Annotated in this window: 11 protein-coding genes and 2 pseudogenes; 6 read left to right on the top strand and 7 right to left on the bottom strand. The window is 68.5% G+C overall.

What is annotated here, in order from left to right; genetic code table 11:
* Positions 1–18: 18 nt before the first annotated feature.
* The 4 genes from QMK28_RS18680 to QMK28_RS18665 form a co-directional block, all read right to left on the bottom strand.
* On the bottom strand, positions 19–1,413 hold the full coding sequence (locus QMK28_RS18680) for an SCO6881 family protein (RefSeq protein ID WP_326439346.1): 1,395 nt from the start codon (positions 1,411–1,413) through the stop codon (positions 19–21).
* Between the two features lie 30 nt (positions 1,414–1,443).
* Positions 1,444–2,136, bottom strand: coding sequence for a hypothetical protein (locus QMK28_RS18675; protein WP_326439344.1), 693 nt, complete (start codon positions 2,134–2,136; stop codon positions 1,444–1,446).
* Positions 2,136–2,444: a DUF6112 family protein gene (locus QMK28_RS18670; protein WP_326439427.1), complete on the bottom strand. Its 309-nt coding sequence runs from the start codon at positions 2,442–2,444 to the stop codon at positions 2,136–2,138. The genes QMK28_RS18675 and QMK28_RS18670 overlap by 1 nt, the downstream gene beginning before the upstream one ends.
* 81 nt (positions 2,445–2,525) lie before the next feature.
* On the bottom strand, positions 2,526–3,662 hold the full coding sequence (locus QMK28_RS18665) for a C40 family peptidase (RefSeq protein ID WP_326439343.1): 1,137 nt from the start codon (positions 3,660–3,662) through the stop codon (positions 2,526–2,528).
* 630 nt (positions 3,663–4,292) lie between these two features.
* Between QMK28_RS18665 and QMK28_RS18660 the strand changes: the two genes are divergently transcribed.
* Entirely contained in the window at positions 4,293–5,042 is a 750-nt protein-coding gene (locus QMK28_RS18660) for a DNA-methyltransferase (RefSeq protein ID WP_326439341.1), read from the top strand.
* Positions 5,043–5,447: 405 nt separating this feature from the next.
* Here QMK28_RS18660 and QMK28_RS18655 read toward each other — a convergent pair.
* Positions 5,448–5,909 (bottom strand): annotated as a pseudogene (locus QMK28_RS18655) (integrase core domain-containing protein); the annotation flags it as partial.
* Positions 5,910–6,149: 240 nt separating this feature from the next.
* On the opposite strand from QMK28_RS18655, the gene QMK28_RS18650 reads away from it, so the two are divergent.
* Both QMK28_RS18650 and QMK28_RS18645 read left to right on the top strand, forming a co-directional pair.
* A complete protein-coding gene (locus QMK28_RS18650; protein WP_326439339.1) occupies positions 6,150–6,464 on the top strand; it encodes a hypothetical protein in 315 nt (104 codons plus the stop codon).
* Positions 6,465–6,861: 397 nt separating this feature from the next.
* Positions 6,862–7,326: a helix-turn-helix domain-containing protein gene (locus QMK28_RS18645; RefSeq protein WP_326439337.1), complete on the top strand. Its 465-nt coding sequence runs from the start codon at positions 6,862–6,864 to the stop codon at positions 7,324–7,326.
* Between the two features lie 199 nt (positions 7,327–7,525).
* Here QMK28_RS18645 and QMK28_RS18640 read toward each other — a convergent pair whose 3' ends face one another.
* Positions 7,526–8,983, bottom strand: a complete 1,458-nt coding sequence (locus QMK28_RS18640) for a recombinase family protein (RefSeq protein ID WP_326439335.1) — start codon at positions 8,981–8,983, stop codon at positions 7,526–7,528.
* 44 nt (positions 8,984–9,027) lie between these two features.
* Between QMK28_RS18640 and QMK28_RS18635 the strand changes: the two are divergent.
* Positions 9,028–9,450: pseudogene (locus tag QMK28_RS18635) on the top strand (TrmH family RNA methyltransferase); the annotation flags it as partial.
* Positions 9,451–9,464: 14 nt separating this feature from the next.
* Here the strand turns inward: QMK28_RS18635 and QMK28_RS18630 are convergent.
* Entirely contained in the window at positions 9,465–10,730 is a 1,266-nt protein-coding gene (locus QMK28_RS18630) for a serine/threonine-protein kinase (RefSeq protein ID WP_326439333.1), read from the bottom strand.
* 274 nt (positions 10,731–11,004) lie between these two features.
* Here QMK28_RS18630 and QMK28_RS18625 point away from each other — a divergent pair, with 274 nt between their 5' ends.
* Entirely contained in the window at positions 11,005–11,262 is a 258-nt protein-coding gene (locus tag QMK28_RS18625; RefSeq protein WP_326439331.1) for a hypothetical protein, read from the top strand.
* Positions 11,263–11,452: 190 nt separating this feature from the next.
* Positions 11,453–11,659 carry a hypothetical protein gene (locus tag QMK28_RS18620; protein ID WP_326439329.1) on the top strand — a complete coding sequence of 69 codons (207 nt, stop codon included), beginning with the start codon at positions 11,453–11,455 and terminating at the stop codon, positions 11,657–11,659.
* The last annotated feature ends 800 nt before the right edge of the window (positions 11,660–12,459 follow it).

Genomic DNA, 12,459 nt, shown 5'->3' with positions numbered 1-12,459 from the left:
CCGCCCCGGGAATGAGGATCAGGAGCCCGAATCACCCGGCGGTTCGCGGTAGAGCCACGGGGCTGGCGCGGCCCCTCCCTGCGGAGAAGGTCCTCCGGTCGCCGGCGGAGCACTGCCCCGAGGGGCGGGCGGTACAAGTCGTACGGGCTGCGACGAGCCGACCGGCGCGCTCTGCGGCTGAGGCCCCGCCGCGCCTGGGTCCGCCCCGGCGGCCGATTCCGATTCCGAGCCCTGACCGGGTCGCTGGATGAGCGGCTGGCCGCGGTCGCCATCGGTCGGAGGCCGCCGGATGAGAGCCCGGCCCTTGTCGCCCTCGGCGTTCGGGTCCTCGCCGAAGCGGAAGTTGGTCTGCTGGGGCTGGCTGCCCCCGGTGGGATCGATGCCGGAGGCGACGCCGTCCGAGCTCTGGCCCGGAACCTTCGACGGCCCCTGCGGAGCGGGCATGCCGGTGCCCGCCCGCATCGCGAGCTGGCCCGCGGCCTTGGTCGCGCCGGCGGCGACTCCGAGGCCAGCCATACCAGTGCGGTGCAGATCGTCCTGGCTCCCGCCGTCAGCGGCCCAGTGCACGAACTTGTACGTCGCGTACGGGCACAGCATGACCAAGACCATGATGACGATGCCCGCCATCACGTCCGCGAGAGCGGCGGTGCCGTCGCCGGGGTCGGTCTTGCCCAAGGCAGAGATGCCCAGAAGGAAGACGATCGTCATCAGGAGTTTGCTGACGACGAGTGTGCCGGTGGCCTCGATCCAGCCGCGCCGCCAACGGCGGGCCGCTTCCCAGCCTCCGCCGGCACCGGCGAAGACCGCCAACGTCACCAAGACCAGGATTCCGACTTTTCGGGCGACCATCACGCCCCAGTAGAGGAAGGCTCCGACGGCGCAGCCCAGGGCGACGATGGCTGGGACGCCCCAGCCCAGGCCGTACATCGACCCCAGCTCGTTCACCTTGATCATGCGGCGGACGGCGTCGTCGATGGAACTGTTCGCCGCTTTGAAGAGGCCGGCGCTGAGCGCGTCGACGAGGGTCAGCGCGACGGTGGTGCAGGCGATGGCGCCGAAGGCGAAGATGACCCCGGCCACCGTGCCGCTCACTGCCTGGGCAAGAGCGCGCTCGTCTCGGCGCCAGGCGGCACGCATCAGCTGAAGGCAGAAGGTGCCGACGGTCAGGATGAGGCCGATGGGCAGCAGCAGCTCGTAATTGCTGCGGAACCACTCGGCGTTGAGATCGACGGCTGTGGTCTTGTCGACGGCCTTGGACGCGAGGTCCGCGGCGGACTGGGCCACTTCGCCCATCGACTTGGCGATCCATGCACCGATGCCGTCGGTGATGCTGCCGCCGGGATCGGAGACGAAGTCGATGGCATCGACCACGCCGCAGACCTTGTCCATCATGGGTATGTCACAGACCCCCATGGGATGCCTCCTTCCTTGTCTTTTCGGGGGTCACGGCGAGACGCGCGGGGCGACGCCGGCCAGGGCACAGGGCTGCTCGGGACGGCACTGGACGCCCAGCGTGGTCGAGCGGGGCTCGGCTCCGGCTCCGGAGCCCTTCCATGTGAGGGACTGCTTGCCGGTGACCGTGACGGCGTAGACGTAGGCGTCGGTGATCGCGCCCGGTTCAGCGGCCAGAGCCGACTTGAACGCCTGCGGGAAGTGGCCCTCGCCGACCGTGGCGCTCGCACGCTGCTGGTTGTCGTGCATCCGCGCCCACAACACCGGACTCGGTACCTGCTGGCTGGCCGACTTCCAATCGGCGTACTTCTTCTCGCCCGTCATCCACCGCTTGAGTCCGGCCAGGTGCTCGGCCTGCGAGAAGGAACGGGTGTCGTACGTCCAGAGGACCTTCGTGGCCGCCTTGGCGAACTCGACCGGATCGCTCCTCCTGGGCGGTGCCGCGACGGCTTCCCCCTTGGACTTGGTGGGAGTGGCCTGCGGTGACGGCGAAGCGGAACCGGACACCGCAGACGGGGAGCCCTTGGCCGGGGCTGGTGCCTCTCCGCGTGTCAGATACGCGAGGAGGCCGGCCAGGGCGGTCAGCACGGCGAGGACGACGGCACCGATCAGGACGCGGTGGAGCACAGAGGAGGCGGGGACTGGAGTGTCCGGATCGGCTTGGGGGAGACGTTTCTTCAGCATCAGTGGATCTGCGTCCCCATCGCGCTGAAGAACGCCACGATTCCGTTGGCCGCGCCGAGCAGGAGTGCGCAACCGGCCGCGACGACGGTGCCTTTCTTGCCGCTGGCTTCCGCCTGGGGGCCGCCGCTGTGGTGCCCCCAGGCCCAGACGAGCGCGGAGAGAGCCAGGGCGCCGACCACCGCCACGATGCCGAAGAGGTTGATGCTGCTGACGACGTTCTTCAGCACGCTGAGGCCGGGAAGTCCGCCCTCCCTTGGCGTGACGCCGGGGTTGTATGCGAGGTACTGGACGTGCTGGATGAGCTTGATTTCAAACTCCAGTGCGGGATTTGGGCGCGCGAGGGCCCAGCGGGACGGAGCGAGGGGAAAAGAGGTGGAAGGGGGAGTTGGTCAGACGACTCGGCGGGAGGCGAGGATGCCCGGCTTCCAGTCCGCGAGGGTCGAAAACTTGACCACGTCGCCGGTCCTGGGGGCCTGCAGGATCAGTCCTCCGCCGATGAACATCCCGACGTGTTCAGGCACGGCGGCCGTCCCGTGCGTGAAGAGGAGATCGCCGGGCTCAAGGGCATCGCTACTGACGGACTTACCCTCCTTGACCTGGGTGTACGTGGTGCGGGAGATCGAGACGCCGCCGGCCTTGTAGGACGCCTGCATCAAGGACGAGCAGTCGCACCGGCCCATCGGGTCCTGGCCGTGCGCATCTGTGCACCTGCCGCCCCACTGGTACGACGTGCCGAGCTGCCCCAGGCCCCAACGGATGTCCGTGCGAACCGACTTGGGTGCGTCAGTCGGTACCTTGTAGCCCTTGGGGACAGTCCCGGCAGGGATCGGACCGAACTTCGATCCGTCACCGCCGGTGCCGGTGCCGCAACTGTTGGCCGGAGCTGTTGGCTTGGCATCCTCGCTGTCACCCTCCTCGGCCGCACCCCCTTGAGGGAGGGACTTGGCGACGGCCTTCTGGAGAGCCGTGGCCAGGGGCTCCCACCTGGCGTAGGCACCAGGGAACCCCGACCGCTGGACCGTCTGGGCGGCCTGGGGGACGGTCATCGACTCCCAGCCCGAGACCTTGAGGAGGCCCTCGTAGAACTTGGTCGAGGAGTGCACCGGATGCCGGATCTGCGCCGCGGTCCCCCACCCCTGGCTGGGGCGTTGCTGGAACAGACCCAGGGAATCCCGGTCGCCATAGTCCAAGTTCCGCAGGCCCGACTCCTGTAGGGCCGTTGCCAGCGCGACGACCTGTCCGCGCGATGGAACCTTCATCGCGACACCAGTGGCCTGAATCGCCTTGGCGTTCGGGATCTGCTCCTCGGGGGCCTCCAGCCCCAGCATGGAGACCGATCCCTTGCCGTCACCCTTGAGGATCGATCGCACCTGCTTGGCGACCGCGCCGGTGTCCACCGGCTGTGCACCGCCTTCGGCACAGGTGGCCTGCGCGTTGCCGGCACCCGCCAGCGCTACGGCGATGGGCAGGATCAGCAGCAAGGGACCAACCGTCACGGCCCCCGCTATGACGGCGACCTTCTTCACAGCCGCGTGCCAGAGACTGCGCTGCGCATCCGGCGACGCTCGCGTTCGGGAGATGGGCGCGCCTGGGCATGCTGCATCAGCAGCTCCTTACTCGTAGGCAGCGCGGTGCCGGCGTTCTCGTCGAAAGGCCACCGGCACCGCGCCGGTTGTAAACCAGCAATACCCAACGGGGGAGAGAATCCAGTGTCGGGAGCTGCTGACTCCCAAGCGCTGGTCCTCCTATCGAATAGCGGCACTCAGCCGCGCTCGTAATCTCACACGCCACATGGGCAAACCTCTGCTTCGGGTAAGAGCTCGGTTGTTGCAAGGCCGCGTGCGCTGTCGTTTGGACGGAACGACACGCATCAGCGCAGCCCAACAGGGCCAGGACCTGGTCCCGCCCTGTGAACATGACGAGACTGTAGAGACGAAATCCGGCCGCACCAAACGACCCGGGATCGGGAGCTTGCCATCACCCGTCGGGAATCTACGTCCCATTGGGTGCGGCCGGGAAATGTGGTTAACCTCCAGGGCATTGCTCGCCCAGGCCGCTGCGTCCGCAGTTTCCCGGAGCGAATCCTGTCGACACGCACACCCCTACCGAAGGGGAATTGTGCGCACGACCGCCTTCCGGAAAGAGAGATCCGCGCAATGCCGTACACCCTGCACCGAGGCGACGCGCTCGCGGTACTCGCCGGCATCGCCGACAACAGCGTCGACGCCGTGATCACCGACCCGCCCTACAACTCGGGCGGACGCACCAGCTCCGAGCGCACCGGCCGCACGGCCCGCGCGAAGTACACCTCGGCCGACTCCGGGCACGATCTGGCCAACTTCCCCGGCGAGAACCGCGACCAACGTTCGTACGGCTACTGGCTGACTCTTCTGCTCACCGAGTCCTACCGGGCCACGGTCGAGTCCGGCACCGCGCTCGTCTTCACGGACTGGCGCCAGCTGCCAACAACGACCGATGCGCTCCAGGCCGCCGGGTGGACGTGGCGAGGCATCGCCTCGTGGCACAAGCCGGTCTCCCGACCGCAGAAGGGCCGCCTCAAGCAGTCCTGCGAGTACATCGTCTGGGGCACGAAGGGACCGGTCGACGCCGACCGCAACCCCGTCTACCTGCCCGGTCTTTACACGGCGAGCCAGCCCCGGAAGGACCGAGCCCATATCACCCAGAAGCCGGTTGAGGTCATGCAGGAGCTGGTCCGGATCTGCCCGCCGGACGGTACGGTCCTGGACCCGTTCACGGGGTCCGGCACGACTGGAGTGGCGGCACTGCTCGAAGGTCGGGAATTCATCGGCATTGAACTCTCCGATCACTACGCTGACATCGCCGAACAGCGCCTACGCAACGCACTGACCCAGGACGACTTCAAGCTGGCTGGGCCGGAGGAATGAGACCGGACAGCCCTCGTACAGCGACGGACCGCAGAAGGGCGGCGTCACCGGATACCCGGTGACGCCGCCCTTGGCCGTTCGGGAGATCAGCTTTCGTCGACACTCCGCCGAATCAAATCGGCAGCCTCAGCCAGGTCCTCGGGAGATCTGATCCGTACCTCCAGAGAGCCCGTGCCCAGGCACCCCACGCCGCAGACGTCGCGGGTGAAACCCTCGCGCAGATCGACTGTGTCGGAGTCCACCTTGAGCGTGACGACGAGCATGCGGTTGCGTGGCTGGAAGCGGACGGTGGCGACGTTCTTGATCCGCCGGTATGCGATGTAGTGGAGCTGCGTCTCTTTCTGTACGTCGCCGTGCGACAGCAGTAGCGGAAGCTGTCAGTTTCGGTGAGTCAGGGAGTTCGGTCTATCCCTGTGCCGGGATCTCTGCGTCGGGGTGACGCGGGGTGGGTGGTCTGTTGATCCAGACGGTGTCGGGCAGCTTCGGTGGTTCGGGTGCCTTGCGCACGAAGCGTTCGGGGTGCTGTTCGTAGGCCGAGGTCAGGACGTCGGCGCGCATCTCGCGGAGTTGTCCGGCGAGCCCGAAGTGGACGTCGAATGGCGTGTGCATGGCGATGCCGGAGTGTCTGTGTTCCAGGTTGTACCAGTCGAAGAAGTCTTCGCACCACGCGCGGGCGTCCTCGATGTATCCGAACCGGTCCGGATAGTCGTGTCGGTATTTGAGCGTTTTGTACTGGGCTTCGCTGAAGGGGTCGTCGTTCGACGTCTTGGGCCGCGAATGCGACTTCGTCACCCCGAGATTGCTCATCATCTGGGCGACGCTCTCCGCGACCATGGGTGAGCCCCGATCAGAGTGGATCGTCAACTGCCCTGACATTATAATAGTGCCTTTTGGTCGTGTGCAGGATCACGTCACAGAGGTTGACGGGATCTTGCTCGCACGACGTCGTTCGTGGTTGCTCGGGGTCGTAGCTGTCAGCGTTGCTGTCAAAGACACCAGGGGCGAGGAGGCAGAACTTGCCGCATAGTCCGTGACGACCAACCCGAGGCTGGCCACGCCCGCTAGATCCGCCTGATCCAGCGACGCAGGACGCCCGCTCATGAGGTAATGGTCGCTGTGGATCTCAACTCGATGAGGAAGCTCGTTGACGAGGCCAGGGCCGCAGAGGCGTACGACCAGCTGCTTACTGCTCGGCGACGGCTCTTGGGCGAAAGCGCGCCTCTCACCCTCGCTGCCTGGGGCAGCTTTGCCTACTGGCGAGGTAAGGCGGGGGACGCGGCCGGGGCCGCGGACGCCTTCGCCGAACTGCTGGAGCTCATGGCGCGAGTTCTGGGCGACAAGCACCCCCACATACAAATCATTAGGTACAACCTCGCTCACTGGCGGAGCGAAGCGGGAAAGCGCGGCTCGACTGGCGGGTAAGGAACGTTCGTTACCCTCTGAAGATCATCATTGAATTCCCGCAGACCACTATGCGTCTGACTCCGTTGGCGAAGTCGTACCTGGGGATCAGGCGGCTTCGGTCAGGCCGTGGTCGAGGCAGAGTTGGTGGATCCGGGTGGGTCGGCGGATCGGCGGTGGAGTGGCCTGGTAGTGGGCACCGAGCCTGGTGATGTTCAGGGCCATGCCGATCATGATGTTCTGCGTGTGTGAGGGGCCCCGATCGCGATCTCCTGGACGTTGTGGCGGGCGTCTATCACTTCATCGCAGCCGCTCCAAACCGGCATTTCTCCGGACCCTGGCCTCTCCTGCCAGTAGAGGCAAGTTCAGGGCTTCTGCGCGATGGGCGAGAAGCAACGCCCTAATTCGGAGATATGTGATGGACCATCAGAATCAGCCGCGCGTCGAACCAGCGTGCTTGAACGTGGAGAGCGCAGCCACCTATCTCGCTATCTCGGCGAACACCTTGTACGTCTGGCGAAACCGGCGGCAAGGGCCGCCCAGTCTTCGCATGGGTTCCGGAGGCAGGGGCAGGTATCGCGGCGACCCGCTTGAAGCCTGGCTGACGGAGCAGCAGGAAGCCGATTCGCATTCGAACCCGGCCCCGAGCGGGGACACCCCGAAGGAGAAGCGGAGGTCTCGCAACCTGCAGGGTTCGTCGTGTGAGTTGGACGTGATCACCTACTTGATCCGGCGAACCCACGATGAGTCCACAGCCTTCGTCTCGAAGGCGCAGCGCGAGGCCGAGATGTGCGCCGAGAAGGCCGAGGCGGTCTTCACCGAAATCATTCCCGCCACGTCCGCCGCCTGCGCCGCGAACGCCCGAGTGGCGCTATGGGGCTGACACTGGATGAGGCGATCGAGATCGCGAGGCGCCGCAGGCAGACAACTCCGCCCCCACCTCTCACAGAAGAACAGTCTCGTTTGGTACGGGCACTGCTTGCCCCCATGGGGAAGAAACACGCATGTGCGGCATGACACGGGTCCCCTCCTCCGCGGGCGTCCGGAGCGAGGGGGCCCTGACACATCCCTGGGGTCGAGACTTACGACCTGGGCTCCGCCTGCGAGTCATCGATGATCACCTGATCTCCCAGGGGCATTGGATGGCGACGCTTCCGGCCGCGCGGGACGAGAGTCACCTCAAGCAGGGCCTGGACGAGCTTCCGCTGCCGTTCCAGGGGGAGAGGCATCCACTGCTCTTTGATCTTCGGCGTGCCCAGGTCGAGACCGACGATCAAAGTCCTGACACCGATCTGCCCGAGCGCTCCTTCAGCCCTCTTCAGCTTCTCTCGGGCTGCTGCGGTCGCGATGGTGAACTGCTCAACGGTCATCAGGTCGGCGGCCAGGAGCTTGGCGAGCTGATCGAGCTTGGCCTGCTGCCTCTCCACCTCGGCCTTCACCTCGTCCGCCTTGTCGTCGCCAGAGGGAGTCAGCAGAGCCAGCGCATCCGGCCGGGAGAGCCGGTCGATCATGTCGCCGTGGATACGAGTGTCGACGTACTCGCGGTTCGTGTGGACATGCGACATAGGGCACGAGTACGTCAGTTCGCCGCGACTGGACGCCGCGCGTACGGTTTCCCTGCACGTCTGGCACCGCGCGATGCCGGTAACAAGGGACTGAGGCTTGCGCCCGCTGCGACCCGCATTCTCGCCGCTCTTGCGGTTGGGGTCCACGAGCATCTGGACGAGTGAGAGGTAGGTCTCCAGGCCGAGGATCTTGTCCCAGACGCCCGTGCCCACCTCGTCGCCGTTGTAGACGCGGATGCCGGCGTAACGGGGATTGACGAGGACGTTCTTCACCCCGCGCGGAGTCCAGCCGGCCTTAGGTTTGCGGTTGCCCTTCTCCCACCCGACCTCGGCGCGAGAAGAAACGAGCCCGGCAGCAGCCCACTCGCGGGCCACCTCGGCGAGCGCCTTGCCGGCGAGCACGTCTACCGCAGCCTGGCGAATGGCCTCGGCCTCCTCGGGGACTACCGTGATCCGGTCGTTCTCGTAGCCGAAGGGGCGCACGCCACCGGAGTGCACGTTGCCCTCGGCGGCACGGGCGGCGTTCGCCAGCTTCTGGCGGGCGCCCTTCCGCTCGACCTCGGCGCGCGCGACAGCTGCAAGGATGCGAGCCACCATGCGGCCGACATCAGTGGTCAGGTCGAGGTCGCCTGACGCGGTCGCGATGCCGATGTCAGCGTCCTCGGCGAGAAGTATCAACTCCTCTAGGTCGAGCATCGAGCGCGTCATTCGGTCGATGTGCCAGGCCACGATCAAGTCCACTTCGCGAGCTCCGACCATGGCCAGCACTGACTGCCAGGCCGGCCGAACCTTACCGGTCGACGCGGAGATCGAGTTATCGACCCGCTCTTCCACGACGGTCCAGCCGCGCAGCTCACAGAGCTGCCGACAGGCTTCGAGTTGGCGTTCGACGGATCGCCCTTCGCCCGTGGCGTCGAGGGATACGCGCGCATAGATGACCGCGCGCTTCCCCTGGAAGGCTGAAGGTATACCCACAATGGCCCCAATCTAGTTCCAATTGTAGACCCAAAGCGAAGATGGTCGGCGCGATCTTCCGCAGCGCGGCGGCCCTGGGCATGGACGCGGTGCTGCTCTCGCCGGACTGCGCCGATCCGCTCTACCGGCGCTCGGTCAAAGTGTCGATGGGCGCCGTTTTCGCCGTTCCGTACGCCCGCCTGGAGACCTGGCCGCGCGGCCTGCAGTCCGTGCGCGAGGCCGGCTACAAGCTGCTCGCCCTGACCCCGGACGGGAAGGCCGCGTCCATCGACGAGGCCGCGCCGCAGCGGCTCGACCGGGTCGCGCTGATGCTCGGCGCGGAGGGCGAGGGGCTGTCGCGGCAGGCGTTGGTCGCCGCTGACGAGTGGGTCCGCATCCCGATGGCGCACGGCGTCGACTCGCTGAACGTGGGCGCGGCGGCGGCGGTCGCCTTCTACGCCGTGGCGACGGGCCGCTCGCTGAACTGACCGCGCGGATCGGCTCAGCGGGGCCCGTGCACCTGCTGGGTGTTCACCGACTGCGGGCGCGCGCCCAGCCCATTGGCCGGGCCCTCGCACCCTTGCGCCGCCGCGATCCCCAGGGCGACCAGGAACGTCACCGTGACGAACACGATCAGCCGCTGCCGCATCAGTCTCCGGTCAGGGCCTGGCCCCCGCCGTCCGGCGGAGGTCTTGCGCCCGCCGGGGCGCGAGCCGGCGCGACTGCCCGCCGGGCGCGCGGGGGTGCGGGAAGAGGGCGTACGGGACGAGGAACGCGCCCCCGTGTTCGGGGTCGTCCGGTGGGCAGAGGCGCGCGGGGCCTGCGCGCGGGGCGTGGACGGGCCGGCCGGGCGCCGCTCCGTGCGCTGCTGCGCGTACTCCTCAGCCTGGTGCCCGGTGGGGCGTTCGGGGTGCCGCTCGCCGGGGGGCGGCCCGTCGTCCATCCCGTGCGCCTCGCGGGCCGCGATCTCCTTGAGCCGCAACGACAGCTGGAGCGTGCTCGGCCGGTCCTCGGGGTCCTTCTCCAGGCAGGCGTGCAGCAGCGGCGCGAGCGCGTCGGGCACGCCGACCAGTTGCGGCTCCTCGTGCACGACGCGGTACAGCATCACTTCCGAACTGCCCTGCCCGAAGGGGGAGTCCGCGGTGGACGCGTAGGCCAGCGTCGCGCCCAGCGCGAAGACGTCCGTCGCGGGCGTCACCGCGGCGCCGCGCACCTGCTCGGGGGCGAGGAATCCGGGCGACCCGACGGCCGTGCCGACGTGGGTCAGCGTGCTGGCGCCGGTCGCCCAGGCGATGCCGAAGTCGATGATCCGGGGGCCCTTGGGGGACAGCAGGATGTTCGAGGGCTTTAGGTCCCGGTGCACCACGCCCGCGTCGTGCACCGCCAACAGCCCCTCGGCCAGGGCCGCGCCGATCGACGCGATCTGAGCCGCCGGCAGCGGCCCCTCGTCGCCCACCTTGTCGTGCAGCGAGGGCCCCGGTACGTACTGGGTTGCGAACCACGGTCGGTCCGCTTCGAGATCGGCGGCCACCAGCCGCGCCGTGCAGCCGCCGCGAATGCGCCGGGCCGCCGACACCTCACGGGCGAAGCGCGAGCGGAACTCCTGGTCCTCGGCCAGGTCGGGCCGGATCACCTTGAGCGCCACGCGCTGTCCCCGGCGGTCGGAGCCGAGGTAGACCACGCCCATGCCGCCCGCACCGAGCCGCCGGTGCAGCCGGAACGAACCGACGACACGCGGATCCTCGCGCCGGAGCCGCATCATCGCCATCTTCCGTCCCCTACCTACCGGTGGGGATACCCCACCCCTACCTCCGGTGGGGAGGCCCCACTCCGCTGCCCGGACCATGTGAGCCGTCCGGTCCCGCTGACGAGGCACAGCTTACGGATTGACGGCCCGGCGTGCTGATAGGCCGCGCATGCGGCGGCACCCTGATTGTCAGTGCCTGGTGGGATCCTTAAGGAGTGGGGGACAGCCGGCGAAGCCGCCGTCCTGACCCTCGCGCGCGATCCCAATGGTCCATCGCAGAAGGGGGATTGGATCGGTGAAGGGTGACCGGGTGGAGATAGTCGTGGATGCCGGAGACACCACACGCACCTATGAGGTGGTGGCCGGCCGGGCGGGGCGTCGAGTGGAGACGGCGGTCCGCAGAGGAGTGGTGGAAGTGAGTGAAGTCACCCGCAGCGGCTCGGTGGTGCGTACGGCGCGCTTCATGGCCACGCGAGTGCTCGCGCTGGTCGAGCATCCCGTGCCCAGGATCGACGAAACAGAGCGTCCCCTCGGGGAAGACCCCAAGGGTTAGAGAGCGTTCTCCACCCAGGGGAGTACGCGAGGGCGGGCGTTGTCATCCTCCGGGAGGCCCGCCAATCGATACGACGGCATGACGCCCGGCGCTCGCGCCGCGCCTAATGTTGAGGACAAGCGGCGGGCGGTGCACTCGTCCCCCGAGGTCAGACGCCCGCCGCCCCTTACAAGACGACAGGAGCAGGACGATGGCGGACATCGCAGGACGCACGGTCATCCGAGCGCACGGGCGCAGGATGTTCGCCGCGCTGGGCGGCCGGCAGTCCAGCACCCGGCATCCGTTGGTGGCGGCGGCCATGGTGCTGCCGCTGGCCGTATTGCTCGCGGTCGTCTTCGGCGGCTGGGAAGCCGTCGTCATCCAGGCGTCGTCCGTGGCCGGAGTGCTGGGGCGCTGAGCGGCGCCCCAGGCCCGGGAGAGCGGCCCGGGCCGGGGACATTCGGCCATATACCCCGTGGGGACGGGGGTGCGGCGGACGGCACGAACGCCCGGACACCAGTGATGGTGTCCGGGCTTCGCGCGTGCAGGCCCGGGGGCCGGGGTGGACCTGATCGCTGGACCGGGCTTGGCCTGGCCGGCTAGATCGGGCCTGGCCTGGCCTGCTCGTACCGGGCCGGGCCGGAGCGGACCGGCCCCGGCCGGACCGTACCGGGCCGGACCGGAACCCAAGCACCCGCTCCCGAGCCCTCCCGTGCGGCAGGATCCGCCGCTCACCCGAGGCACCGCACCAACGCCCGGGTGCGTACGATTTCGACGCTGCCGCAGGGCGGTGCCCTGACCCACCAGGCTCGGGCAGCCCGCGCTCGCGCATCCCGGCCACCCGCAGCCCACCGGCCCATGACCGTCACCGCACGAATTCGGGGGACCGTGACCTCATCACCGGCCTCACCGCCGTCACACACCTCACCGCCCGCGCTGATCAGTCACCTCGCGGCCGTCGCACGCGGTGTGCCCGCACCAGGCGCGACGACGTCCCGGCCCGGCTCCGGCCCAACGCCCCCCACGTCCACGTCCGCTCTCGGCCTGAAGCCCGCCGAACCCGCGCCGGGCGCGAGCCCCGCCCCGCCCGCACCTGACGCGCCGCGCGCCGCGCCCGCATCCGGGCCCCCCCCCCCCCCCCCCCCCCCCCCCCCCCCCCCCCCCCCCCCCCCTCCCCCCCCCCCCCCCCCCCGGCCCCCCCACCCCCCCCCCCCCACC

It is taken from the genome of Streptomyces sp. H27-D2, assembly GCF_035828615.1.
In the GTDB taxonomy this organism is placed as follows: domain Bacteria; phylum Actinomycetota; class Actinomycetes; order Streptomycetales; family Streptomycetaceae; genus Streptomyces.
The sequence above is the reverse complement of the archived record's forward strand: the minus strand, read 5'-3'. Positions and strand labels throughout refer to the sequence as shown.

What these genes read in the sequence shown, in the direction of transcription:
- QMK28_RS18680 (WP_326439346.1), bottom strand. Translation starts at nt 1,413, where the DNA reads ATGGGGGTCTGTGACATACCCATGATGGACAAGGTCTGCGGCGTGGTC.
- QMK28_RS18675 (WP_326439344.1), bottom strand. Translation starts at nt 2,136, where the DNA reads ATGCTGAAGAAACGTCTCCCCCAAGCCGATCCGGACACTCCAGTCCCC.
- QMK28_RS18660 (WP_326439341.1), top strand. Translation starts at nt 4,293, where the DNA reads ATGCCGTACACCCTGCACCGAGGCGACGCGCTCGCGGTACTCGCCGGC.
- QMK28_RS18650 (WP_326439339.1), top strand. Translation starts at nt 6,150, where the DNA reads ATGGTCGCTGTGGATCTCAACTCGATGAGGAAGCTCGTTGACGAGGCC.
- QMK28_RS18645 (WP_326439337.1), top strand. Translation starts at nt 6,862, where the DNA reads ATGGACCATCAGAATCAGCCGCGCGTCGAACCAGCGTGCTTGAACGTG.
- QMK28_RS18630 (WP_326439333.1), bottom strand. Translation starts at nt 10,730, where the DNA reads ATGGCGATGATGCGGCTCCGGCGCGAGGATCCGCGTGTCGTCGGTTCG.
- QMK28_RS18620 (WP_326439329.1), top strand. Translation starts at nt 11,453, where the DNA reads ATGGCGGACATCGCAGGACGCACGGTCATCCGAGCGCACGGGCGCAGG.